Origin of the sequence: Streptomyces sp. NPDC017936 (genome assembly GCF_044328485.1) — a bacterium.
Lineage (GTDB): Bacteria > Actinomycetota > Actinomycetes > Streptomycetales > Streptomycetaceae > Streptomyces.
The window spans coordinates 84336-108856 of sequence record NZ_JBIRHK010000017.1 but is presented as its reverse complement, the minus strand read 5'-3'; the positions used below and the strand labels follow the sequence as shown (position 1 = coordinate 108856).

The following is a 24521-nucleotide window of genomic DNA, read 5'->3' as shown; positions in this document are numbered from 1 at the left end:
TTGCGCCCGACGTGCTCAGCCGCGCTCCCGCCGGGGCGGCTCAGCCCCCCGCCGGTGCGCGGGAGGCGACCGCCGGGGGTGCGGGTGCGTCGAAGTGGTTGCGGACACGGGTGAGGTCGGCGAGCAGGGTGGCGGAGGTGAGGCGGGTACCGCTGCGGGGGCGTACCAGGTGGCTGATGGGCAGGTTGCCGGTGGCGGCCCAGCACAGCCGGCCGGCCGGGTCGATGTAGCTGCGGGTCAGGCCCCGGTTGTCGGGGTGGAGGCAGTAGGGGACATCGAGGTAGCCGCGGCGGAAGGCGAGCAGCAGGGCCTGGGAGAGGTGGGGGTGCAGGTCGAGGACGGCGTGGACGAGGGCGGCGGCCTCCTGGTAGGTGGGGCTGTCGGCCGGCTGGGGGAGCGGCGTCGGTGCGGTCCGCCCGGCGGTCTCCGCGGTGGCCGCGGCCAGTTCCAGGGCATCGACGTTCTCCCGCACGGTGGGGATGCGCCGTGACTCGGCGACCGTCTTGACGACGAGCCGTTCCGCCCCCGTCCGCACGGCGAGTTCGGCGCTGCTCGCCAGAAGCCGCCGGGCGCCCCGCTCGGTCTCGGGGAAGACGCCCATGTAGGTGTAGACGACCACATGCCAGTCGTCGGTCGGCAGGAGCTCCGCGCACAGGCGGCGCAGGGCCGCGATCGCCTCGGTGTCCTGTTCCGGGCAACCCTGCTGGGCGTAGCTGACCGACAGGCTGCGTACGCCGTGCCGGAGGAAGAACAGCGCTTCCAGGACGCTGATGGCCACCAGCAGGCTCGGTGGGCACAGTTGCCCGAGCATGCAGCCGCCGAAGGTCTCCAGGTGGGGTTCGCGGCCGGTCTCGCGCAGGGAGGCGAACAGTTCGCAGGCGGTGGCCCACTGGGTGACGGACTCGGCCAGGGGAGTCCTGCCGTAGGGCAGGCAGTAGGAGACGGGACCTCCTTCGCTGGCGTCCAGGCCGAGTGCGGCCAACGCCCGGAAGATGCCGACCGGTCGGGCGGAGCCGTGCCGGACCTGGACGGGGAAACCGGGGCTTCGGATGCCGTCGAGGACCTGCGCGGTGACGGCCGGGGGGTGGGTCACCACGGGGTAACCATTGAGGGGGGTGCCCTGGCGCAGGGCGGCCGCGGCGGCGTCGAGACGGCCGACGCGGGTGTGGGCGTCCAGGGTGATGGTACCGACCGTGCGGGCGGCGGCGGCCCGGGTGGCGGCCAGGCCGGCGCGCATGGCCGCCGGGTCGCTGAAGCCCATCCGGGGCTGGACCACCAGGCGGCCGTTGCCGCCGTGGGCGCGGACGAAGTCGCCGAAGCCGCGCGAGGCCGGACCGGCGGGGGCGGAGCCCGGGCGGCGGTCCGGCCTCGCGCCCGGCGCGGGCGGCCTCATGCGGGGACGCCCATCTGCTCGTCGGCCTGGCGCGTGCGCCCGTCGCCGGCGCGCCGCGGGCGGGTGCCCAGCGCGCGGTCCGCTCCGCTGCCCAGGTCGTTCAGGAAGCGGCGGAAGGCGGCCAGGGTGTCGGTGCCGTCCTCGAAGACGGCGTCGAAACCGGCGGCCAGCAGCCGCTCGGCGTGGGAGGTGGCACCGCCGTCCACGCCGAGTTTGCCGCCGATGGCGACGGGCAGCGCGGCGGTCAGCTCGTCCTCGCGCAGCGCGCGGATGACGCGCAGCCCGTCCTGGGCGCCGTGGCCGTTGACGCTGCTGATGATCACGGCGGCCGGGCGGATCTCCCGGCAGTGGTGCACCAGGAGCTCGTCGGGGACGCACGGGCCCAGGTTGACGACGTGGTAGCCGAGTTCCTCCAGCAGCAGCTGCAGGAAAACGAGGTTCCAGGTGTGGGAGTCGGAGGCCACGGTGGTGACGACGACCGTGGCCCGGGCGCGGTCGGGAGCGGTGGCGGCCGGTGGGGAGAGGTCAGTCATGTGCGCGCTCCGCGGCGTACGGGACCCGGGTGCGTTCGATGCGGGTGACGGAGACGGTGGCTTCGCCGTCGATGACGACCTCCACCGGGCTGGGCCGGCCGAGGAACATCAGCAGGCTGGCCGTGGGCCCGTAGGCACCGGTGTTCGGCACGGCGAGGAGGTCACCGGGCGCCAGGCCGGCCGGTACGGTGACGTTGCGGCCCAGGACGTCGCCCGGGGTGCACAGCGGACCGGCCAGGGTGACCTGCCTGCTGTCCTGGTCCACCGGGACCTCCACGGAGACGGGCAGCAGCCGGCCCAGCCCCGACATGCCGCCGAAGTGGTTGATGCCCGCGTCCAGGACGGCGAAGGTGTGGCCGCGCCCGGTCTTGAGGTTGGTCACCGCGGTGACGAGGTGGCCGCTGTCACCGACGAGGTAACGGCCGGACTCCACGGCGATCCGCGGCAGGCCCTGGCGCCACTGGGGGAAGAACACGTCCAGGGCGGCGGCGAGTTCGCCGCGCAGCTTGGGGTAGGCGGCGCGCTCGCCGGTGCGGCCGTAGGGCACGGAGAAGCCCCCGCCGATGTCCAGCACGCGCAGCCGCACCCCCAGCTCGTCCTGGATGCGGGCGGCGGTCTCCAGCGTGTGCCGGAACTCCGCCACCAGGCTCTCCTCGTCACGGGCATTGCTCTGCGAGAACAGGTGCAGCCCCTCCACCGACGTGCCGGGCACGGAGGTCAGCGCGGCGGCGGCCTCGCGGACCGTCTCGCTGTCGATGCCGAACTGGGTGGGCTTGCCGGTCATGCGCACCCCGCTGGCGGCGCTCGCCGTCACGCTGTTGATGCGCAGCAGGCAGTGGGCGGTGGTGCCGTGGGCCAGGGCCGCGCGGCCGATGTGCTCCAGGTCGCCGAGGGACTCCGCGGAGAACAGGCCCACGCCGGCGCGGACGGCCTCGTCGAGTTCGCCCGCCGTCTTGCCGGGGCCGGTGTAGAGGATGTCCGCGCCCCGGTAGCCGGCCCGCAGCGCGGTGGCCAGCTCGCCGGTGGAACTGATCTCCGCCTTGCAGGCGGGCCCGTCGCCGGCGCGCAGGGCGTGCACGAGGTCGGGATGGGGGTTGGCCTTGAAGGCGTAGTAGACCTCCACGCCCTCGGGCAGGAAGCCGAACAGGTCGCGGCGGGCGGCGCGCACCCGGGCCAGGTCGTAGACGTACAGCGGGGTGCCGTACCGCTCGGCGAGGTCGTGGAGGTGGGGGCTGAGGCTCACGGGCGCTCTCCGTCGATCAGGGCGGCCAGTTCCCGCCGGGCGTTCTTGCCGTGCAGGGTGAGCGGGAACTCCGCCAGGACCCGGCACCGGTCGGGCATCTTCGCGGTCTCCAGGCGTTCCATCAGCTCCCGCACGACCGTGCCCTCGTCCAGGTCGCTCTCCACGAACAGGGTGAGGTCGTGGCGGTCGTCCGGGGGGAGCGCGGCGGCGGCCCGCACACCGGGGATGTCCAGGGCCGCGGTTTCGATCTCCAGGGTGCTCATACGGAAGCCCTTGCGCTTGAACATGTCGTCCCGGCGGCCTTCGAAGTAGAGGTAGCCGTCGTCGTCGAGGTGTCCGTAGTCGCCGGTGTGCAGCCGGGTGACGGCCGGGTCGTCGGGGTCGGGGCGGAAACTCCGGGCGGTCGCCTCGGGGTTGCGCCAGTAGCCGCGCATCACGTGCGGGCCGACGGCGACGATCTCGCCGACGGTGCCCGGCGGCAGGGGAGCACCGTCGGGTCCGCAGATCAGCACACGGGTGCCGGGCAGGGCACGGCCGACGCTGTGCGGCCGCTCGTGCTCCTCCTCGGGCGGCATGACGGTGATCCGCTTGGCCTCCGTCTGCCCGTACTGGCGCACCACCCGGGCGCCGGGGAAGAGGGCGCGCAGGGCGTCGGCGGTGGCCGCGGGCAGGGCGGCCCCGGTGTTGGTGAACATCCGTACGGGCGGCCGCCGTTCGGGGTGGCGCCGGGCCAGCGAGACGATCATCGTGGCGTACGAGGGGACCAGCGGCACCACGGTCGTGCCGGTCTCGTGCATGCGGCGCAGCACGGTGAAGTCCGAGTCACCGTCCGCGAGGACGATCTCGCAGCGGGCGACGCAGGTCATCAGGACCTTGTACAGGCCGTAGTCCCAGGACATCGGGAACCGGCAGAACACGACGTCGTCCGAGCGGTAGCCCAGGGCGCCGACCAGGGCGGTGGAGGCGAACACCACGGCGGCGTGCGGACAGGCCACGGCCTTCGGGGCGGCGGTGCTGCCGGAGGTGTAGATGAGGGTGGCCAGGTCGTCGCCGGACACCTCCGGCGCCACGACCGGGCCGGGCTCCTGTGCCGCCGCCTCGGTGAGGACGTCGGCGATGTCGTGGACGGGGGCATCGGTCAGGGGGCGCAGACGCCGGACGCCCTCGGCGTCGGTCAGGACGAGGGCGGGGCCGGCGTCGGCGACGACGGACCGCAGGTGGAACGGCTTCATGGCGGGGTGCACCGGCACGAAGACCGCCCCGCGCCGCACCGTGGCGTAGAACAGGGCGGCCAGCGTCCGGTCGGTGGGCAGCTGGAGCAGGACGCGGTCGCCGTGGCCCACCCCGCGGGCCGCCAGCCACGCGGTCAGCCGTGCGGCCTCGTCGGCCAGTCGGGCGTAGGTCCAGGTGCCGGTCGCATCCCGTACGGCCGGCCGGTGCGGGGTCTCGGCCACGGCCTCGTCCAACAGGCCGTGCACCGTCCGACCGCCGGCCGCCCCGGGCGCGGTGTGTCGCTCGATCAGGTCATTCGGGGTTCCCAATGCTCCGCTCTCCGTTCTCCGGCCCGGCGGGCCTGTGGGCGGGGGCGGACGCGGCCGGCGCGGGCCGGGCATGGGTCGCGGAACCGCCCCCGGGGTGCGCAACCCAGCACACCAGCCGCTCCTGACGTTCGGCTCACCGGCGGCTACCGGATCACTAGCGACGCACGTCGGCGGCCGTGCCCGCCCGGCCGGTAGCCCTTCGACAACCGGATCGTTAGGACGGACTGCTGTGCTGGTCACCGACGCCGGATTCCGCAGAAAGGGCGGTTGCTCCGCATGACGACCACCGAAGACGTCCAGGCCTGCATAGCCCGCCGGGTCGGGGACCAACCGATGAACGAGACCAGCGAGTTGACGGACCTGGGCGTCGACTCCCTGCTGCTGCTGCGCATCATCGCCGACCTGGCGGCGGACGAGACGCAGGAGATCGAGCCGCACGACCTGGCACGACTCGTCACTGTCGGCGACCTGGCTGAGTTCGTCGGCCGGTGGAACGGAGGGCCGCGCCCGTGACCGCCCTCGACCTGCGGCAGCACACGCCCGGGACACGACCCGAGGACGAGGGGGAGACGCTCCCCCTGACCGACGCCCAGCGCAGCCTGCTGTTCATCCAGGAAGCCGCTGTCCGCAAGGACCTGTACAACAACAGCTTCCGCATCGTCTTCGACGGCTCACTGGACGCCGACGCGATGCGCTCCGCCCTGGAGCGGCTGGTGCTGGTGCAGCCGGCGCTGCGCACCGAGTTCCACGCCGGTCCTGCCGGCCCCGAAGCCCGCATCGCCCGGTCGGCCGATCTCCCCTGGGAGACCGCCGGGCACGACGGCGGCGCGGCGTGGGAGACCTGGCTCGAGGAGCAGACCGAGGAGTTCGTACGGTTGCCCCTGGACCTGTCCCGCGCCCCGCTGTGCCGGTTCCGGCTGCTGACGTCCGCGCCGGACGCGCCCGCCCGGTCCGCCCTGCTGGCGACGGTGCACCACACCGTCAGCGACGGGGTGTCGGTCCGCGTCCTCGTCGACGAGATCTGCGCCGGATACCGGCAGGCCCTGGGCCGCCCGGCCGCCGACGGCGAGGAGGACCCCGCGGCCCTGGCCGAAAGGCGTGAGCGCACGCTGCGCGCGGAACTCGCGGCGCAGTGCGCGGCGGCGCGGACGGCGGTGGACGCGGGGGAGGCCGACACCCTCGCCGCACCGCTGGCCGGGGTGGCCCCCACCACGCTCTACCCGGTGCCCGGCCGGCCCGAGAACACCGCCCACCGGGCCCGGCGGTTGCGGCTGCTGCTCGACCGGCCGCAGCGGGCGCGCGTCGAGCGGGCCGCCCGGGACCTCGGCACCACGCCGTACGCGCTGCTGCTGGCCTGCTACGGACTGCTGCTCGGCGACTATGCCGGCACCGACGACGTCGTGGTGGGCAGCCCGTTCGCCACCCGGCGCACGGTGGCCTCGCACCAGCTGTGCGGCTTCTTCGTGAACACCCTGCCCATGGCGCTGCCGGCCCGGGACGTGCGGTTCGAGGAGCACTGCCGTGCGGTGGCGGCGACGGTGCGCGAGACCCGCGCCCGGCAGTCGGTGCCCTTCGACGCCCTGGTGACGCGGCTGGCCCCGGAGCGCTCCAGCAACCGCAATCCGGTCTTCCAGTGCATGTTCGCCATGCAGGACGAGCTGCGCACCCGGGTGCCGCTGACGCCGTGGAGCGAGGGCCGCATCGAGATCCTGGAGAACGGCTCGGCCAAGTTCGACCTCTGGCTGGGCGCGACCGCCGTCGAGGACGGCCTGCGCATCGAACTGGACTACGACCAGGACCTGCTGCCCGAGTCCTACGCGCGCCGCTTCCTCACCGAGTACCGGGAGCTGGTGCTGCACGCCGTCGAGACGCCGTCGGCGGGCACCGGGAGCCTGCTGGCCGGGCTCAGCGCACGGCGCGGCACGATCCAGCGGATCCTGCGGCGGGGCGCCGACGGGCACACCGACGCGCCGGGCGGCCTGCTCGGCCTGGTGCGCGAGGCCGCGCGCCGCCACCCCGACGCCGTCGCCGTACGGCAGCCGGGCGGCTGCGAGGTCACCTACGCGGAGCTGCTGCGGCGCACCGAGCGGACCGCCACCGGCCTGGCCGGGCGTGGCGTGGGCCGCGGCGACACCGTGGCGGTCGTCCCGGGCGACCTGGTGGAGACGGTGGTGGCGATGCTCGCCGTCCTGTGGCGCGGGGCGGCCTACCTGCCGCTGGAGACTTCCCTGCCCGCCGAACGGCTGGCTTACATGATCGAGCGGTCCGGATGCCGGTTCACCGTCGGTGACCGGGACGCGGTGCCGGACGGGCCGCCGCGCGCCACCCCCGCCCAGCTGGAGGCCGAGGCGGGCACGGCCGAGGCGCCCCGGGCGGCGGACGGCACGGACCCCGTGTACATCATGTTCACCTCCGGCTCGACCGGCCGTCCCAAGGGCGTGCACATGGGACAGGGCCCGCTGGTGAACCTGTTGCACTGGCAGCTGCGCGAGCTGCGCATGGGTCCGGACAGCAGGTTCCTGCAGTACGCGCCCCTCGGGTTCGACGTCTCCTACCAGGAGATCTTCCCCACCCTCGCCTGCGGCGGGACGGTGGTCGGACTCGGCGGACTGGACCGCAGGGACCTGACGGCCGTGGCCCGTCTGGCCGAGCGGGAGGAACTGACCCACGTCTACCTGCCGGTCGCGGTGGCCGGCGCGTTCGCCGGCGCCATGGAGGAGGCCGGACTGGACCTGCCCACCGTGCGGTACCTCTGCGTCTCCGGGGAGCAGCTGAACCTGGACGAGAGGCTGCGGCGGCTGCTGGCCCGGGACACCGCACGCGAGCTGGTCAACCTCTACGGCCCGACCGAGACGACCGCGGTCACCTGGCACGTGGTGCGCGGCGACGACCTGCCCGCCCACGACCACGTCCCCGTGGGCCTGCCGGTGCCGGGCGTGGACGTCCACCTGCTCACCCCCGACGGCCGGGACGTGCCGCCGGGCGCGGTGGGCGAACTGTACCTGGGCGGGGTGTGCCCGGCGGTGGGCTACGTCAACGACCCCGAGCGCACCGCGGCGGCGTTCCTGCCCGCGCCGGGCGCGCCGCGGGGCTCCACCGCCCGGGTCTACCGCACCGGCGACCTGGCCCTGCTCGCGGAGGACGGCGCCCTGGTGTTCCTCGGCCGCCGCGACGCGCAGGTCAAGGTGCGCGGCCACCGGGTGGAGCTGGGCGAACTGGAGTCCGCCGCGGAGCGCCTTCCCGAGGTGGGCGAGGCCGTCGCGGCGGTGACCGGCGCCGGCGAACAGGCCGCCCTGTGCCTGTTCCTGCGGCCGGCCGGGCGGGCACAGCCGAAGGAGGCGGCCGTCCGGGCGCACCTGGAGCGGATCCTGCCCCCCTACATGCTCCCCCGGCACGTACGGCTGATCGACGCGGTGCCGCTGACCCCGAACGGCAAGGTCGACCGCACCGCCCTGACGAGCGCGCTCCAGGCGGGCCGGCTGCGCACCGCCCAGCCGGCCGGGGAGGCATCCGGCTGGGAGCCGACCGGGACCGAACGCATGGTCCGCGACCTGTGGACGACGCTGCTCGGCACCGAGCCGAGCGGCCCCGACGACTCCTTCTTCGCCCTGGGCGGCAACTCCTTCGACGTGCTGAAGCTGATCGCGGCGCTGCGCGAGACCACGGACCGGCCCCCGACGGTCGGCGACTTCTTCCGCCGGCCGACCGTCCGGGCGCTCGCCGCCCACCTGGACGGGGGTGCCTGAGCGATGGAGGGAAGGACGGACGTGACGACGACCCTGGACGCGATCGAGGAGCGGGCGCGGCGCACCCCGGACCGTACGGCGGTCATCTGCGCCGACGCCAGGCTCAGCTACCGCCGACTGTGGGACGGCGCACGGGCCGTGGCGCGGGCGCTGGCCGCACACGGCCCGGTACGGGACTCGGTGGTGGGGGTGCTGGGCCCCGGCAACGAGCACTTCATGACCGCCGTCCTCGGCTGCTGGCTGGCCGGGGCGTCCTGGACGCCGCTGGACCCGGCCTGGCCCGAGGAGCGGCAGCGCCACGTGCTCGCGGACACCGGCGCACCACTGGTCCTCGCCACCGGCGGATCCGCCGCCCCCGCCGGGCTGTGCGGGGCCCCGGTCCTGAACGTGGCCGAGGCGGTGGCGTCCGGCACACCGGACGACGGCGTGCCGGACGGCCGCCCCGGCCCCGACGACCAGGCGTACGTGATCTACACCTCCGGTTCGACGGGCACCCCGAAGGGCGTGTGCGTGGACCACGGGGCGCTGGCCGCGCACCTGGCGGGCGCGGTGGAGGCCTACGGCCTCGCCGACGACGACGTGCTGCTGTCCTTCTCGGCGCCCGCCTTCGACGCCACCGTCATGGAGATGTGGGCGGGCCTGGTGGCGGGCGGCACCGTGCTCCTGCGCGGCTCCGCGCTGTGGACCGGCCCGCAGCTGTTCGCCCGGGTCCGTGAGCACGACGTCACCTACGTGGGGTGCACCACCGCCTACTTCGAGACGTTCTTCGGCGAGGAGCTGTCGGAGCGCGACGTGGAGCTGCTCGGCGGACTGCGTGCCGTCTTCTTCGGCGGGGAGGCGCCCAGCGCCGCCGTGGTGCGGCGGTGGGCGGCCGGGCCGCTCGGCCACGTGCCGCTGTGCAACGGCTACGGCCCCACCGAGGCGGTGATCGCCGCCACCCGGTACTGGATCCGGCAGGGCTGGGACGGCGGCGACCAGGTGCCCATCGGTACCTGCGTGCCCGGTCACGAGGCCGTGGTCCTCGACGACGAGGGCCGCGAGGTGTCCCCGGGCGCCGGCGGCGAGCTGTACCTCGGCGGCCGGTGCGTGGCCCGCGGCTACCTCAACCGCCCTGACCTGACGGCCCAGCGCTTCGTACGGCTCCCGGGACGCGAGGGCGTCTACTACCGCACGGGCGACCTGGTCCGCCGGGACGGCGAGGACCTCGTGTTCCTGGGACGCGTCGACCGGCAGGTGAAGATCCGCGGCTTCCGGATCGAGCCGGAGGAGATCGAGGTGGTGCTGCGCGGCCTGGAGCAGGTGCGCGGCGCGGTGGTCGGCGTCGGCAAGGGCCCCGGCGGCCGGGACCGGCTGGAGGCGCACGTCGTGCCGGAGGACGCGGCGGTGCCGGCGGACGTCTTCACCGGCCGGCTGCGCCGGGCGCTGCGCGAACGGCTGCCCGTCCACATGGTCCCCGAAGTGATCGCGGTCCTGGACGAACTGCCGCTGGGCGCGACCGGCAAGGTCGACCGGGCGAAGGTACTGGCGCGGACGGGCAGGACATGAGCACCGCCACCACGCCGGTTCAGGCCACCGGCCGCCTCGCCGGCGCCGGCTCCCTGGCCCTGGTCAGCGGCGGCACCCGGGGCATCGGACGCGCCCTGTCCGAGCGCCTGGCCCGCCGCGGCCACCAGGTGGTCGCCCTGTACCGCGCCGACGAGGAGGCCGCCCGCGCCACCGAGGCCGCCCTCGGCCCCGCCGTCCGCGCCGTGCGCGCCGACGTCACCGACCCCGGTGCCGTGGCCGACGCCGTGTCGGACGCCGTCGAGCGGTACGGACCGCCGGGCGTCGTGGTCAACAACGCGGGCGTCAACATCGACAAGCCCTTCCTGCGGAGCACCCCCGCCGAGTGGGACACGGTCATCGGCACCAGCCTCTTCGGCGCCCTGAACCTCACCCACGCGGCCGCCCCGCACATGCTGGACGGACCCGGTGGCAGCATCGTCAACATCGGCGCCACGACCGGCCTGCGCCCGCGCACCGACGGCGCCGCCTACTGCGCCGCCAAGGCGGCCCTGCTGCACCTGACCAAGTGCCTGGCCCTGGAACTGGCGCCGGCGGTCCGGGTGAACTGCCTGATCCCCGGTTTCACCCGGACCGACGAGGTCGTCACCCGGTTCCGCCTGGACGACGACGCGGCACGCGAGGCCGTGCTGCGCACCATCCCGCAAGGACGAATCGCCTCCACCGCCGAGATCGCCGACGCCCTGGAGTTCCTGGTGGACTCCCGCAGCTCGTACATCACCGGGCAGAAGCTGATCGTCGACGGCGGCCAATTCATGTGGTAGGGAGTCATGATCGAAGAAGTCGCCCGCGCGGCACGCGAGGCCTGCGTGCAGGCGCCCCCCGTCGGCGCCCCGGCCTATCAGGAGTACTGCCTGCGCCTGGGGGAGCAACTGCGCACCCGGTGGCCACGGATCCGCAAGGCCAACGAGGAGGACGTCGCCGCGGCCGAGCGCCGGGGCATGCCGCCCACGCTGGTGGACCGGCTGCGCCTGCGCGACGCCCACCTCCAGGTGCTGACCCGGCTGACCGAGCAGGTGCACGAGGCACTGCCGCACGTCACCGCTCCCGGTCCGCCGAGCCCGGTCGGCGACTGGGGCAGCCGCCGGCAGGTGCGCAAGCCCCTCGGCGTCGTCCTCATGGTGTACGAGGCGCGGCCGACGGCCACCGTCGAGGGCGCCCTGCTGTGCGTCGCCACCGGCAACGCCGTGCTGCTGCGCGGCGGCAAGGAGATCGCGGCGACCAACGCCGAACTGGGCGAGGCGATCCGCACCGCCTGCGTCCAGGCCGGGCTGCCCGAGGCGCTGGCCACGGTGCTGGACGACCCCGACCGCTCCCAGCTGCGCTGGCTGCTGGCCCGGCCGGACGCAGCGGACGTCCTCGTACCCCGGGGCGGCCCGTCGCTGGTGGACTACTGCCGCACCGCGAGCACCCTGCCGGTCATCGCCAGCGGTGGCGGGGTCAACCACCTCTTCGTGCACGCCAGCGCCGACCTGCCGCTGGCCGCGTCGATCGCCCTCAACAGCAAGATGACCGAGCCGACCGCCTGCAACGCCCTCGAACTGGTCCTGGTCGAGCGGTCGGTGGCCGAGGAGTTCACGGCGCACCTGCGGGAGGCGGCCCGCCGCTGGGAGGGGCCGGTGACCCTGCGCACCGACCCGGCCCTGCCGCCCCTGGCCGACCCCGAGGGGGCGGCCGCCGACGGCCTGCACGAGGAGCCCCTGGCCGAGCACGACTTCGGCCGCGAGGTGCTGGAGCCGGCGATCGGCGTCCACGTCGTCGACGGCCTGGACGCGGCGGTGGCCCACGTGCGCCGCCACGGCTCCGGGCACACCGAGGGCGTCGTCGCCACCGACGAGGCGGCCGTCGCCGCCTACACCGCCGCCGTGGACGCCGCCGCGCTGATCGTCAACGGCTCCCTGCGCCTGCACGACGGCCCGACCATGGGGCTCGGCCCCGAACTGTCCATCTCCACCGGCCGGCTGCACGTGCGCGGCCCGGTCGCCCTCGGCTCGCTGCTGACCAGCCAGTGGGTGGTCGAGGCCCGGGGCGCCCTGCGCACCTGACCGCCGCGCCACCCGACGCCACCCCCGCCACCATCCGGCCCGCGCACGTCCGGGCCGAGAAGGGCTCACCCGAACATGTCCAGCGAAACGCCCGTGTCCACCGCGCCGCCCGCGTCCACCGCACCGGACCACGACCGCATCGCCGCCGCCGTGCGGCGCCTGGTCGTCACCGAGTCCCGGCTGTCCGTGGACCCTGCCACCGTCTCCGAGGACGAACCGCTCAACGGCCCCCTGCTGAAGGTCAACTCCCTGGGGTTCCTGGGCATGCTCATCCGCCTGGAGGACGACCTCGGACTGGCCCTGCCCGACGACCTGTTCGTGGGCCGCAGCTTCACCACCGTACGCGACCTGATCGACCTGGTCGCCACCGCCGTGGAGACCGCCCGATGAGCGCGCCCGTCACCGAGCGCGTCACCGCGCCCCCGACCGTGCCCGGGATCCGCGTACCGGGACGCTGGCGCAGCGTCCTGCCGCACCTGGACACCGCCCTGCCCGCCGACCTGCCGCCGGAGAACGCCGCGCCCGGTTCCGGCATCCACATCAACCTGCCGATGGAGCTGATGCGGCAGAGCCTGCAGCCGCGGGAGTTCTGGGACATCCCCCAGGAGGTGGCCGAGGCCTACCGCTCCTTCCGGCCCACACCGCTGTGGCGGGCCCGCGGCTTCGAGCGGGCGATCGGCGCCCGCGTCCCGGTCTGGGTCAAGTACGAGGGCGGCAACATCTCCGGCAGCCACAAGCTCAACACGGCGCTCGCCCAGGCCTACTACTACCAGCGGGCCGGGGTGACCGAGCTGGTCACCGGCACCGGCGCCGGGCAGTGGGGCACGGCGATGGCCGCGGCCTGCGCGATGTTCGGCCTGCGCTGCACGGTCTTCATGGTCGGCTCCAGCCTGGCCAAGAAGCCCTACCGCGGCGTACTGATGCGGATGCTCGGCGCGCGGGTGCACGCCAGCCCCAGCGAGCTGACCGCGGTGGCCGCCGCCGACGACGGCAGCCAGGGCAACAGCCTCTCGCTGGCCATCGGCGAGGCCGTCGAGTACGCCCGGACCCACGAGGGCGCCGCGTTCTGCATCGGCAGCGGCGAGACGTACAGCATCCTGCACCAGTCGGTCATCGGCCTGGAGAGCGAGGAGCAGCTCGCCGCCGCGGGCGCCTCGGTGGACGCCGTGGTGGGCGCGGTCGGCGCCGGCTCCAACTTCGGCGGCATCGCCCTGCCCTTCCTCGCCTCCGCCCGGGCGGCCGGCACCGTGCCGCCACGCCTGGTGGCGGCCGAGTCCGCCGCCTCCCCGAAACTGAGCCGGGGCGTCTACGCGTACGACAAGACCGACGCGACGGGCACCGGCCCCCGCGAGGCGATGTACACCATCGGCAGCGACTACCGCATTCCCGACTCCCACTCCGGCGGGCTGCGCTATCACGGCGCCGCCAAACTCGTCTCGGCGCTGCGGCACTCCGGCGAGGTGGAGGCGGTGGCCGTCGGGCAGGTGGAGGCTTTGGAGGCGGGCCGTCGGTTCACGCTGTCGGAGGCGGTGCTGCCCGCCCCCGAGTCGGGGCACGCACTGGCCGTGGCGGCCCGGCTCGCCGCCGGGGACGAGGCGGACCGCCTCCCGCGGGGCGTGCTGGTCTGCCTGAGCGGCCACGGCTACCTCGACCTCGGCGCCTACCAGCAGTTGCTGGCCGGTGAACTGGCCGACAGCGCACCCGACCCCGAGGGACTGCGGGAGGCGGTGCGCGGCCTGACCCGCATCGGCGACGGACCGGACGCGGCCGGGCTGCCGGGAGGCACGGCATGACCACCCTCACCCCCCGGGACGCCGCGCGGACGGCCGGGCCGCGCGCGCAGGAGGCGCCGCGGGTACGGGCCGAGCTGCTCGACTGCCTCCAGGCCAACCTCGCCGTGCTCGCCGACCGCCACCACGGCCCGGACACCCACCTGCGGCTGGGCGCCGCTCTGCGCTTCGCCCCGGCCCCGCACGGGCCCGGCGGCCTGCCCACCGTCGAACCCACCCTCGACGACCAGCTCGCCGCCGCCGCGGACCGGCTCGGTCTCGTCGTCACCGACCGCGCGACGGGCCGGCCCGGCACGGCGCCCGGCGCGCCGGCGCAGCCGTCGTACGTCGTCGCCGACGCCTACCACCTGCCGTGGTTGCCCTACCACGGGCACAAGCACGTCGAGCACAGCTTCCTCCTCGAACCGGGCGCCGACGGGGTGACGATCACCGACGCCTACCACAACGACACCGCCTGGGGGCGGGCCCGCCCCCTGCGCCTGACCTACCGCCGCGACGAGGCGGACGCCCTGTTCGCGGCGCTGCCGCGGACGACCGTCACGGTGCGCCTGTCCGCGCGGACGCCGGGACCCGCCCCGGCGCCGGAGCACACCCCCGCCGACGAGGCGCTGATCGACGCCTACCTGCGGGCCTACGCCGACCACGCGGACCGCGTCCTCGCCCTGGAGCGGTTCACGTTGGAGACCTGGCTGCTGGCCCGCGCCCGGCACCTGCACGCCGCGTACGCCGCCGGCCTGGCCGGCGGCGAGCCGGACGAGACGGTGCGCGCCCACCTGACCCGCTGGGACGGCGTGGTCGAACACACCTATCTCGCCTACCGGCGCGTGGCCCGCGGCCGGGCGGAGCCGGCCGGACTGTTCGAACGAGCCGGCGAGGCGCTGCGCGCCGACACCGCGGTGTTCGGCACCCGGCCGTCGCAGGACCTGGAGGACGAGGTGCGCTCCGTCGTCGCGCAGGTGCTGAACGTCCACGAGGACACCCTCGTCGTCGGGACCGGCGGCTTCGACGGGGACCTCAGCCGGCTCGCGGAGTTCGGCTCCCTGCGCATGGTCGAGGTCGTGGAACGGCTGGAGCAGCGCTTCGCCGTCGAGTTCGCCCCCGAGGACCTGGTGCCGGAGAACCTGCACCGGGTGGACGACCTGTGCGCCCTGATCCGCCGCTCGCCCGCCGCACCACCGGCGCCCTGAGCCCACTGACCGCTTCCCCTTCCCCCGGCTGTTCACGAGAAAGGCACTGATCACGATGGACGCACGCTTCGTCGAGACGCTCACGCCGTTCCTGCCGTTCCTGCGCGGTGAGACGATCACCGAGGACACACCCCTGCGCACCTACGGGCTGGACTCCATGCAGGCCATCGAGCTGATGTTCGCGCTGGAGGACAACCTCGGCGTCTCCCTGCCCGACGAGGTCCTGGTCGAGGAGACCTTCACCACGGCCGGCAACCTGTGGCGGGCCACCCAGGCGGCGCGAGGTGCCGACGCCGCCACGGCCACGGCGGAGTCGGTGTGAGCGCCCCCGCACCGGCGGCGCCCACCCCGGCCGCACACTCGTCCACCCCTTCGTCCGCACTGTCCGCCTCGCTGCGCGCCGAGGTCGACCAGGTGGCCGCCCTGGCCGCCCGGCACGCCGCGCACTGCGACGAACAGGCCGAGTTCCCCCTCGCCGTGCTCGACGCCCTGCGGCCCCGGCTGCTCGGACTGCTGGTGCCCACCCGGCACGGCGGCCCCGGCGGCAGCGTCGACGACCTGGTCGACGTCACCATGGAACTGGGCCGCGCCGACATGTCCACGGCCATGGTGTTCGCCATGCACTGCCAGCAGGTCGCCGCGATCGCCGGGCACGCCGGCCCCCGTCTCGCGGCGGAACTGCTGCCGGAGATCGCCGCCGGACGGATGTACCTCGCCTCCGTCACCACCGAGGCCGGCAAGGGCGGCCACCTGCTGTCGGCGCGGGCCGAACTCGGCGCGCAGGACGGCCTGCTGGAGATCGACCGGTTCGCGCCGGTGGTGACCGGCGGACTGCACGCCGACGGTTACCTCATCACCATGCGCAGCCCGCGGGCCCGTTCCGACGGCGAGGTCTCCCTCGTGTTCGCCCACCGCGACCAGCTCGAGGTGGCGCAGCGCGGCACCTGGAACCCCCTGGGCATGCGCGCCAGCCACAGCACCGCGCTGCAGCTGACCGGCCGGGTCCCCGAGGACCAGGTCGTCGGCGAGCACGGGGCCTTCCGGCGGATCGCGATGAACACCTTCGGCCCGCTGGCCCACCTGGGCTGGTCGGCGGCCTGGCTGGGCACCGCCAGCGGCGCCCTGTCACGCGTGGTGTCCGTCCTGCGCGGCCCCGAGCGCCGCCGCTCGGACCTCTCCTCCGAACTGCTCCTCACCCGGCTCTCCACGGCACGGCAGCGCCTGGACACGGTGCACGCGATGCTGCGGCACACCGCCGGCGCCGTCCGCCGGGCCGTCGAGGAGGACGCCGACCTGTCGCACCCCCGCCACCAGCTGCTGGTCAACGCCCTCAAGCTGACCGCGTCCGAGCAGTGCCACCGGGCGGTCGACGACCTGGTGACCGCGCTCGGCATGCGGCACGGATACCTCAAGGACTCGCCCACCGGCCTCGAACGCGCCCTGCGCGACCTCAGGTCGGCCGCCCTGAACTACAGCAACGACCGCCTGCACCTGGCCGACGGCCGGCTCACCCTGCTCGACCAGGAGGTGCGCTATGCCTGAGACACCCGGCGTCCTGCCCCCCGGCCGGGACGCCCGGGAGGTGCTGGCGGGGCTGTCCCGCACCGGCGTACTCGGCCGGCTGTACCCCGCCGGCCCCGCCGGACCGATCGACGCGGTGCTGCTGCGGCGCCTGCTGGGCGCCGCCGACGCGCGGGGCCCGCAGGGGCTGGTGCTGGCGCTGCTCGTCCAACTGGCCACCGCGCTGCCTCTGCTGGCGCAGACCGCGTCGACGCCGGTGGCCGAGAAGGCGCTGCGCGCCGCGGTCGAGGGACAGGCGCTGCTGGCGCTGGCGGCCACCGACGAGCAGGCCGGCTCGGACCTCGCCGGTCTGGCCACCCGCGTGGACCTCACGGCGGCGGACGGCGAGGACGGCACCGTCGTCCTCGACGGGGAGAAGCGCTGGGTGACCTCGGTCACCACCGCCGACCACGCCCTGGTCCTCGCCCGGCACCGTCCCGGCCGCCATTTCACCAGCTTCACCTGGCTGCTCGTACCGCTCGACGCCCCGGGCGTGACGGTCCGCCCGGCCGACACCGAACTGTTCGCCGCGTCCGGTGTCGGCCACGTCACCTTCGACCGGTGCCGGCTGGACCGCGGCCACCTGCTCGGACGTCCCGGCCGCGGCCTGGCCCTGTTCGCCCGCCACATCGCCGTCGAACGGCTCGCCTCGGCCGCCTGGGGCACCGAACTGTGCCGCCGGGTCCTCACCGGCACCGCCGCGCGGCTCGCCGGCCGCACCGTCGACGGCACCCCGCTGGACCGCAACCCCGCCGTACGGCAGCGGCTCGCGGAGTGCGCCGTACGCATCAGCGCGCTGGACGCGCTGTGGACCGCTTCGTGCGAGAGGATCACCGGCGAGCGGGACGCCACCGCCGCCGCGGTGCTCAAGGCGGCGTCCGGCGCCACGGTGGACCACGTCCTGTCGGCCTGTGCCCACCTGTGGGGCGCGGACGGGTTCGCCGCCGGCGGCATCCAGCAACTGCGCGCCGAGGCCGCCCTGTTCGGCATCGGCGGGGGCGCGACCGAGGTGGTCCTGGACACCGTGGCCGACCGGCTGGTGCCCCTGGTGGAGGGACTGGCCGCATGAACGGCACCGTGGTGCGCCCCACCGCCCCGCGGGCCGCACGCACCCGCGGCCGGCTGTTCACCGAGGCGGCGCCCGGAGTGTGGGTGGCGCTCGCCGACGGCTGCCCGCCCCGGGGCCACCTCACCGAAGCGGACCTGGCCGGTGCCGCCGCACTGCCCCCGCACCGCGCCGCCGAACGCCTCGCCGCCCGGCGGGCGTTGCGCGGGCTGCTCGCCGCCCGCTTCCCCGAGGCCCAGGACGCCGACGTGGTCTACTGCGCGCGCGGCCGCCCCGCCCTCGCCGGCCGGCCCGACATCGGCATCAGCGTCAGCCACGACGGCGACGCGGTCGCCGCCTGCGCGGCCCTCGGCCACGCGGTCGGGCTGGACGTGCAGCACCCGCCGCCGTCCGTGCCGGACACCCTGCTGCGCCGCTGCGCACGCGGGCGCGCCGAGGCCCTGAGCCGGCTGCCGCCGCGGCTGCGCGCCCGGGAGTTCGCCTGGCTGTGGACCGTGCAGGAGGCATGCGTGAAGGCCGCCGGCACCGGCCTCGCCGGCCGGCCCTGGACCATCGACGTCCCGCTGCCCGCCACCCACGGCACCTGGGGCCCCCATCACTGGACCAGCCTGCGCGGCCGTACGACCGTCCCGCTGTCCGTCGCCTACACCGCCCTGCCGGACCGAACCCGCGTACCGGAGACGCCATGACCACCGAAGCCGCCGCACCGGAGCTGAGCTGCTACACAGCCGCGCTGCTGCCCTACCTGGAGACCGAACGCCCAGGAATACACGCCGAGTTCGCCGCCGCCGTACGCCTGGCCGTACGCACCGACCCCGCCGAGGGCGGGATGGCCTTCTCCCACCACACCCGCATCGACGTCGACGCCCACGGCACCGGCCTCGTCCACCGCTCGGCCGCCGACTGGGAGAGGGCACGGGCGGCGCTGAGCGAGGAGGCGGGCCGCCGCGGACGGGTGATCGCCGTGGGCAACACCCGGCACCTTCCCTGGTCGCCCGCGTACGGCGGGACCGAGACCCCGCACTGGCTGCTCGTCGAGCCCCTGACCGACGGACGCTGGGCGGTGCACGACCCGTTCCAGGCCCTCACCCCGCACGGCCCCCACGCCCCCTGGGCGGGCACACTGACCGACGCGGAACTGCGCACCGCCCTCACCCCGCCGACCGCCCTGAGCGCGCAGGCCGCCAACCGCGACCGCTACGCGCTGGGTGAGGAGGGCAGCCCGGCTCAGGCCCGGCACTACCGGTGGCTGGAACGCGCCCGGGCCGTGCGGCCACCGGCCGACGAGGGCCGCTGGGTGACCGGCGCCTCCGCCCTGCGCCACGTCGCCGAGCGGGTGTGCCACGACCCGCAGGCCCTGGCCGCGCACGCCGACGACCTGTGGACGGCGGCCCGCCACCAGCGGTACCGGCTCACCGCGCCGGGCACCCGCGCCGGGACCCGGCAGGCCGTCGGGCGTGCGGCGGCCGCCTGGGCGGAACTCCCGCGCGCGGCCCGCTTCGCGACCGCCTCCGCTGCACGCGGCCGGCCCCGGCCGGCCGTGGTCGAGCGGGCGTTCACCGAACTCCTCGAAGCCGTACGGGCCCTGGAGACGACGGCCCCCTCGCACACCAAGGACCTGAGCCATGAGCACTGACAGCGCCACGAACACCCCGGCGGGGCTGTACGAGCGGTTCGCGGCCACCGCACGCCGCCATCCGGACGCGACCGCCCTGGAGGTCGGGGGAGAGTCCTACACCTACCGGCGGCTTCAGGCGCTGGCCGGCCGGCTGGCCCGGCTGCTCCTCGACGCGCACGGCGGCACCGCGCCCCGGACCGTGGGACTGCTGGCCTCCCGCACCCTCACGGCGTACGCGGGTTACCTCGCGGTGCAGCGCCTGGGCGCCGTCGTCGTTCCGCTCAACCCCGCCTTCCCGGTGGCGCGCACCGCGGACATCGCCGCCCGGGCCCGCCTCGACGTGGTCCTGGCCCAGCCCGACCAGGCCGCGGCGGCGTTGCCGGTGCCGGTGGTCACCCCGCTCACCGCCGACGCACCGGACACCGCGGCGACCCGGCCGGCGCCGCCGGCCCGCCCGGTCAGTCCCGACGACGTGTGCTACATCCTGTTCACCTCCGGCTCCACCGGCGCCCCCAAGGGCGTCCCGGTGCGGCACCGCAGTGTCGGGGCCTACCTCGACCACGTCGTCCCGCGCTACGGCCTGGGCGTGGGCTCACGCCTGAGCCAGACCTTCGACCTCACCTTCGACCTGTCCGTCTTCGACCTGTTCGGGGCATGGGCGTCCGGCGGAACCGTCGTGGTGCCCGGCCCGCACGACCTGCTCGCCCCGGCCCGGTTCGTGGCCCGGGAGAACATCACGCACTGGTTCTCCGTGCCCTCCGTCGTCTCGCTCGCCGCCCGGCTGCGGCAGCTGCGCCCGAACTCCATGCCGACACTGCGCTGGAGCCTGTTCTGCGGCGAGCCGCTCACCCGCGCCCAGGCGGTGGCCTGGCAGGCGGCGGCACCGGCGGCCACGACGGAGAACCTGTACGGGCCCACCGAACTCACCCTGAGCTGCGCCCAGTTCCGTCTGGAGGGCGCACACGCCCCGGCGCGCTCGGGGGCGACGGTGCCCATCGGCACGCTCTACCCGGGCCTGGAGCACCTGGTGCTCGACCAGGACGGACGGCCGGCCGCCGAGGGCGAGCTGTGCGTCCGCGGCGTCCAGCGCTTCCCCGGCTACCTCGACCCGGAGGACAACCGCGGCCGTTTCGTGCGGTACGCGCACGGCAAGGCCACCGTCGTGACGGACACCGCGCCCCCCGAGCCCGCCCTGTACTACCGCACCGGAGACCGGGTGCGCGTGACCGAGGCGGGCCTGGTCCATCTGGGCCGCCTCGACCAGCAGGTCAAGATCCAGGGCTACCGGGTGGAACTGGGCGAGATCGAGGCGGCACTGCGCGACGCGCCCGGGGTGCGCGACGCAGTCGTCCTGGCCGTGCCGGACCCCGGCGGACAGACCGCTCTGGCCGCCGCCTGCACCGGCGACGGCGTCGACTCCTCCCGGGTGCTGGGCGCACTGCGCTCACGGCTGCCCGCGTACATGGTCCCCGCCTCGCTCACGGTCCTGGACACCCTGCCGCTGAACGCCAACGGCAAGACCGACCGCACGGCCCTGCGCCGCGTCCTGCAGGCGCCCGGCACCACGGACGGCGCCCCGCGTGCCGGCACCCGGGACGACGGGAGAAAGCAACCGGTACCGTGGCCCGCAGCAGCAAGCTCCCCGGGGATCCGACCGGAAGGAGACCGCCGATGACCGCGCTCACCGCGGAGACCGCCACCGCCGGCCCCGTGCCCGGGGGAACCGTGCCCGGGGGAACCGGCACGGTCGCGCCCGCCGAGTTCCGGGAGGCGATGACCCGTTTCGCCACCTGCGTGACGGTGATCACCGCCCTGGCGGGGGACCGCCCGGTGGGCTGCACCGCCACCGCGGTCTTCTCCCTCACCGACCGCCCGCCCACGCTGGTGGTCTCGCTCGCCTCGCACAGCGGCACACTGCGCGCCGTGCGGGCGGCGGGCACCTTCGCGGTCAACGTGCTGTCGTGGCAGCAGCGCGACCTGGCCGACCGGTTCGCGCGGCTGCCCGCCGAGCTGCGCTTCGACCGGGTCCCCCACGACACGGTCCACGACGCCCCCCTGCTGGAGGGGACCGTGACCGGTGTGGTGTGCCGGGTGGCGGACTGCGTGCCCCTGGACGACCACATCCTGGTCTCCGGCCGGGTCCTGCACGCCCGCGTCCACGACGGCGTGACACCTCTGGTGCACTTCGCCCGCCGGCCCTCGACCCCGGAGCTCCCCGCATGACCGCCACGCCCGCTCCCGCCGCCGGCGAGGCGGCGGCGCGCTCGCACCGGGTGAGCCGGCGCAACACCGGACTGCTGACGGTCTTCACCGCCGTCACCAACCTCGCCGACGGTGTGACGAAACTGGTCGTCCCGCTGATGGCCGCCCACGTCACCGACTCGCCCCTGGCGGTCTCCGCCGTCACCCTGTCGCTGACCCTGCCGTGGTTGCTCACCTCGCTGCACGTCGGCGTCCTGGTCGACCGCTTCGACCGACGGCTGCTGCTGTGGCTCGCGGACGGAGTGCGGGCCCTGTCGGTGCTCGCCCTGACGGCCGCGGTCGCCCGGGGCGGTGCGGGTGTGCCGCTGCTGTTCACGTGCGGCCTGGTGCTCGGCATCGCCGAGGTGGTGGCGCTCACCGCCGCGGCGTCCCTGGTACCGGCCGCCGTGGCGGAGCCCGGCCGGGAGCGGGCCAACGCGTGGATGGCGGGCGCGGAGACCGTCTGCAACCAGTTCGCAGGGCCCCTGGTGGGCGCGGCGCTGCTGGCCGCGGGCACGGCGGCGGCGCTCGGTGCGACGGCCGCCACCTATGTGCTGGGCACGCTGCTCCTGCTCCCGCTCGTCCCGCTGGCGGACCGGTTCCGGGCGGACGCCGGCCGGGGCGGCACGATCCGCTCGGTGCACGGCGACATCCGGGCGGGGCTGGCCTTCCTGTGGGGCAACCGGGTGCTGCGGACCATGGCGCTCACCCTGACCGTGATGTGCGCCTGCTGGGGCGCCTGGATGGCACTGATTCCGCTGGCCGCCACCCGGTCCATGGGCGCCGACGACGGCCGCTACGGAGTGCTGATGAGCGCCCTGGGCCTGGGCGGGGTGGTCGGCGCGGTGACCGTCGGCCCGGTCAACCGGCTGCTGGGCCGCAAGGCGGCGATGTTCGCCGACCTGGTCGGCACGCTGGTCCTGGTCGGCACGCCGTGGCTGACGTCGTCGCTGGTGCTCAACACGGTGGCGGCGTTCCTGGGCGGGATGGGCGGCGTCCTGTGGTCGGTCAACTCCCGGACCATCGGGCAGTCGCTGGTGCCCGACGCGCTCCTGGGCCGCTACACCGCCGCACTGCGCATGTTCAGCTGGGGCGCGCTGCCGCTGGGTTCGGCCCTGGCGGGCGCGCTGGCCCAGGCGGCCGGCCTGTCCGTCGCCTTCGCGGTGTTCGCGCTGGCGGCGGCCGTTCTCATCATCCCGTTCCTGCGGTGGATGCCCGCCGGGGAACTGACCGCGGTACCCACCCCCGAAGCGAAGGACCGAGCATGAGCGCGCACGACGGCGCAGAACCCGGCACGAGCCCCTGGCTGCGCCGCTACGTCCCCGCCGCGGCCCGGCCCGCGGCGACCCTGGTCTGCCTGCCGCACGCGGGCGGGGCGCCGACGTTCTTCCGCCCGTGGGCGGAGCGGCTGGCCGGCTCCCTCGATGTCGTCCCGGTGTGCTACCCGGGCCGTCAGGACCGCTTCGACGAGCCGTGCATCACCCGCATGGACGTACTGGCGGAGGAGGTCGCCGCCGCGCTGCTGCCGCTGACGGACCGGCCGCTGGCCCTGTTCGGGCACAGCATGGGGGCGGCCCTGGGCTACGAGGTGGCGCGGCTGCTGCGCCACACGCACGGCAAGGACATCGCCCACCTGTTCGTGTCAGGCATGGTGCCGCCGCACCTGGTGCCGCCGGGCCGCCGCCACCTGGAGGGGGACGAGGCGCTGCTGGCCGACATACGGGAACAGGGCGGAACGGACGCGGCGCTGCTGGCCGATCAGGAGTTCCGCGCCTTCCTGCTGCCGGCGATCCGCGGGGACTACCGGCTGATGGAGACCTACGCCTTCACCGGCGCGGACCGCGCTCTGGACGCCCCGGTCACCGTCTACTACGGCCGGCAGGACAAGGACGTCACGGCCGAGGCGGCCGCCGCGTGGGCGCGGCACACCACCGGGCCGACCGAGGTCGTCGACTTCCCCGGCGGGCACTTCTACCTCCAGGACGTGCTGCGGACGCTGGTGGCGGACGTGGAACGGCGGGTCCTCGCCTCGGTGCGAGGACCCGCGAGCAGCTCCCGGCCGGCCGCGCTCAGCCCGCGCTGAGCAGACGCGAGCCGGGCAGGGGCGAGAGCCGGCCGTCCGGCCCGGGGCCGGGCCAGGCCAGGTCGGGGCTCTCCGCCAGGACGGCCGCGTGCAGTTCGCGCAGGCGGGACGACGGCTCGATGCCGAGCTGCGACACCAGACGGTCGCGCAGCCGGCGGTACACCTCCAGACACTGGGCCACCCGGCCGGACCGGTGGAGGGCGACCATGTACTGGGCGTGCAGGTTCTCGTGCGTGGGGAAGCACACCGTCAGACTGCGCAGTTCGGGCAGCAGCTCGCGGTGCAGGCCGAGGCGGAGCTCCGCCTCCACGCACTTCTCCAGCAGGGTGACGCGCCGCTCCTCCAGGCCCGTGACATGAGCCTCGAGGAGCGGGCCGGCCTGGATGTCCCCGAGGACCGGGCCGCGCCACAGGCCCAGGGCGTCGCGCAGCGCGAACGACAGCTTCCGGTCGTCGCGGGCCAGCTCGGCCTGGCGGGCGAGACGCAGCCGGTGCTCCAGGTCGTGCAGGTCCAGCTCGTTCTCCCCGAGCCGCAGCGCGTAACCGCCGGGTTCGGTGGCGAGGATCTGCTTGGCGGCGCGCAGCGAGCCCACCGACGGCAGGTCCGCCAGGGCCCGGCGCACGTGCAGCACCCGGGTGTGCAGGCTCTGCACGGCGGTGGGCGGCATCTCCTCGGGCCACAGCTCCTCCCGGCAGACGTCCTGCGGCACCGGCCGGCCGGCATGGAGCACGAGCAGCGCGAGCAGGCTACGGGTTTTCGGCGCCGTGGGCAGGGCCCGGAGGCAGCCGCCATCGCTCAGCGTGAGCGGTCCAAGGACGGTGAACTTCATGCGACCCACCTTTCGTGACGACAGCGATCGTCGCCGGAGGGCGGGGCAGGAAGGTAGTCACGGGTTCACGGTCCCCGCACCCC

The 24521-nt window shown here is 75.1% G+C and carries 22 protein-coding genes; 17 read left to right on the top strand and 5 right to left on the bottom strand.

Annotation, left to right across the window (positions count from 1 at the left end; translation table 11 throughout):
• Nucleotides 1–40: 40 nt before the first annotated feature.
• From ACH4F6_RS30590 to ACH4F6_RS30575, 4 genes are read right to left on the bottom strand one after another with little or no spacing between them, the layout of a single operon-like run.
• Nucleotides 41–1393 carry a methylaspartate mutase gene (locus ACH4F6_RS30590; protein ID WP_397963600.1) on the bottom strand — a complete coding sequence of 451 codons (1353 nt, stop codon included), beginning with the start codon at nucleotides 1391–1393 and terminating at the stop codon, nucleotides 41–43.
• A complete protein-coding gene (locus tag ACH4F6_RS30585; protein ID WP_397963599.1) occupies nucleotides 1390–1926 on the bottom strand; it encodes a cobalamin B12-binding domain-containing protein in 537 nt (178 codons plus the stop codon). Before ACH4F6_RS30585 ends, ACH4F6_RS30590 begins: the two co-directional genes overlap by 4 nt.
• Complete coding sequence (locus tag ACH4F6_RS30580; protein ID WP_397963598.1) at nucleotides 1919–3169, bottom strand: type III PLP-dependent enzyme; 1251 nt, start codon at nucleotides 3167–3169, stop codon at nucleotides 1919–1921. The genes ACH4F6_RS30585 and ACH4F6_RS30580 overlap by 8 nt, the downstream gene beginning before the upstream one ends.
• Nucleotides 3166–4647 (bottom strand): AMP-binding protein, encoded by a 1482-nt coding sequence (locus ACH4F6_RS30575; RefSeq protein WP_397963696.1) that lies wholly within the window; start codon nucleotides 4645–4647, stop codon nucleotides 3166–3168. Before ACH4F6_RS30575 ends, ACH4F6_RS30580 begins: the two co-directional genes overlap by 4 nt.
• A 339-nt stretch (nucleotides 4648–4986) precedes the next feature.
• Here ACH4F6_RS30575 and ACH4F6_RS30570 point away from each other — a divergent pair, with 339 nt between their 5' ends.
• The 17 genes from ACH4F6_RS30570 to ACH4F6_RS30490 all read left to right on the top strand — a co-directional run bounded on the left by ACH4F6_RS30570 (nucleotide 4987) and on the right by ACH4F6_RS30490 (nucleotide 23609).
• Nucleotides 4987–5223 (top strand): acyl carrier protein, encoded by a 237-nt coding sequence (locus ACH4F6_RS30570; protein ID WP_397963597.1) that lies wholly within the window; start codon nucleotides 4987–4989, stop codon nucleotides 5221–5223.
• Entirely contained in the window at nucleotides 5220–8456 is a 3237-nt protein-coding gene (locus tag ACH4F6_RS30565; protein WP_397963596.1) for an amino acid adenylation domain-containing protein, read from the top strand. The genes ACH4F6_RS30570 and ACH4F6_RS30565 overlap by 4 nt, the downstream gene beginning before the upstream one ends.
• A 21-nt stretch (nucleotides 8457–8477) precedes the next feature.
• Entirely contained in the window at nucleotides 8478–10001 is a 1524-nt protein-coding gene (locus ACH4F6_RS30560) for an amino acid adenylation domain-containing protein (protein WP_397963595.1), read from the top strand.
• Nucleotides 9998–10783 (top strand): SDR family NAD(P)-dependent oxidoreductase, encoded by a 786-nt coding sequence (locus ACH4F6_RS30555; RefSeq protein WP_397963594.1) that lies wholly within the window; start codon nucleotides 9998–10000, stop codon nucleotides 10781–10783. Before ACH4F6_RS30560 ends, ACH4F6_RS30555 begins: the two co-directional genes overlap by 4 nt.
• A gap of 6 nt (nucleotides 10784–10789) precedes the next feature.
• Entirely contained in the window at nucleotides 10790–12064 is a 1275-nt protein-coding gene (locus ACH4F6_RS30550) for a glutamate-5-semialdehyde dehydrogenase (protein WP_397963593.1), read from the top strand.
• 75 nt (nucleotides 12065–12139) lie between these two features.
• On the top strand, nucleotides 12140–12454 hold the full coding sequence (locus ACH4F6_RS30545) for an acyl carrier protein (protein ID WP_397963592.1): 315 nt from the start codon (nucleotides 12140–12142) through the stop codon (nucleotides 12452–12454).
• Nucleotides 12451–13857, top strand: a complete 1407-nt coding sequence (locus ACH4F6_RS30540) for a TrpB-like pyridoxal phosphate-dependent enzyme (RefSeq protein ID WP_397963591.1) — start codon at nucleotides 12451–12453, stop codon at nucleotides 13855–13857. Before ACH4F6_RS30545 ends, ACH4F6_RS30540 begins: the two co-directional genes overlap by 4 nt.
• Nucleotides 13854–15041 (top strand): acyl carrier protein, encoded by a 1188-nt coding sequence (locus ACH4F6_RS30535; protein WP_397963590.1) that lies wholly within the window; start codon nucleotides 13854–13856, stop codon nucleotides 15039–15041. Before ACH4F6_RS30540 ends, ACH4F6_RS30535 begins: the two co-directional genes overlap by 4 nt.
• Nucleotides 15042–15096: 55 nt before the next feature.
• On the top strand, nucleotides 15097–15363 hold the full coding sequence (locus ACH4F6_RS30530; RefSeq protein WP_397963589.1) for an acyl carrier protein: 267 nt from the start codon (nucleotides 15097–15099) through the stop codon (nucleotides 15361–15363).
• Nucleotides 15360–16583, top strand: coding sequence for an acyl-CoA dehydrogenase family protein (locus ACH4F6_RS30525; protein ID WP_397963588.1), 1224 nt, complete (start codon nucleotides 15360–15362; stop codon nucleotides 16581–16583). Before ACH4F6_RS30530 ends, ACH4F6_RS30525 begins: the two co-directional genes overlap by 4 nt.
• Nucleotides 16576–17670, top strand: a complete 1095-nt coding sequence (locus ACH4F6_RS30520; RefSeq protein WP_397963587.1) for an acyl-CoA dehydrogenase family protein — start codon at nucleotides 16576–16578, stop codon at nucleotides 17668–17670. Before ACH4F6_RS30525 ends, ACH4F6_RS30520 begins: the two co-directional genes overlap by 8 nt.
• A complete protein-coding gene (locus tag ACH4F6_RS30515; RefSeq protein WP_397963586.1) occupies nucleotides 17667–18356 on the top strand; it encodes a 4'-phosphopantetheinyl transferase family protein in 690 nt (229 codons plus the stop codon). Before ACH4F6_RS30520 ends, ACH4F6_RS30515 begins: the two co-directional genes overlap by 4 nt.
• Nucleotides 18353–19303: a hypothetical protein gene (locus ACH4F6_RS30510; RefSeq protein WP_397963585.1), complete on the top strand. Its 951-nt coding sequence runs from the start codon at nucleotides 18353–18355 to the stop codon at nucleotides 19301–19303. Before ACH4F6_RS30515 ends, ACH4F6_RS30510 begins: the two co-directional genes overlap by 4 nt.
• Nucleotides 19293–20960, top strand: a complete 1668-nt coding sequence (locus tag ACH4F6_RS30505) for an amino acid adenylation domain-containing protein (protein ID WP_397963584.1) — start codon at nucleotides 19293–19295, stop codon at nucleotides 20958–20960. The genes ACH4F6_RS30510 and ACH4F6_RS30505 overlap by 11 nt, the downstream gene beginning before the upstream one ends.
• Entirely contained in the window at nucleotides 20957–21508 is a 552-nt protein-coding gene (locus ACH4F6_RS30500; protein WP_397963583.1) for a flavin reductase family protein, read from the top strand. Before ACH4F6_RS30505 ends, ACH4F6_RS30500 begins: the two co-directional genes overlap by 4 nt.
• Entirely contained in the window at nucleotides 21505–22794 is a 1290-nt protein-coding gene (locus ACH4F6_RS30495; RefSeq protein ID WP_397963582.1) for an MFS transporter, read from the top strand. Before ACH4F6_RS30500 ends, ACH4F6_RS30495 begins: the two co-directional genes overlap by 4 nt.
• Nucleotides 22791–23609, top strand: coding sequence for a thioesterase II family protein (locus tag ACH4F6_RS30490; protein WP_397963581.1), 819 nt, complete (start codon nucleotides 22791–22793; stop codon nucleotides 23607–23609). The genes ACH4F6_RS30495 and ACH4F6_RS30490 overlap by 4 nt, the downstream gene beginning before the upstream one ends.
• Here ACH4F6_RS30490 and ACH4F6_RS30485 read toward each other — a convergent pair.
• Complete coding sequence (locus ACH4F6_RS30485) at nucleotides 23596–24438, bottom strand: BTAD domain-containing putative transcriptional regulator (protein WP_397963580.1); 843 nt, start codon at nucleotides 24436–24438, stop codon at nucleotides 23596–23598. The genes ACH4F6_RS30490 and ACH4F6_RS30485 overlap by 14 nt on opposite strands.
• Between the last annotated feature and the right edge of the window lie 83 nt (nucleotides 24439–24521).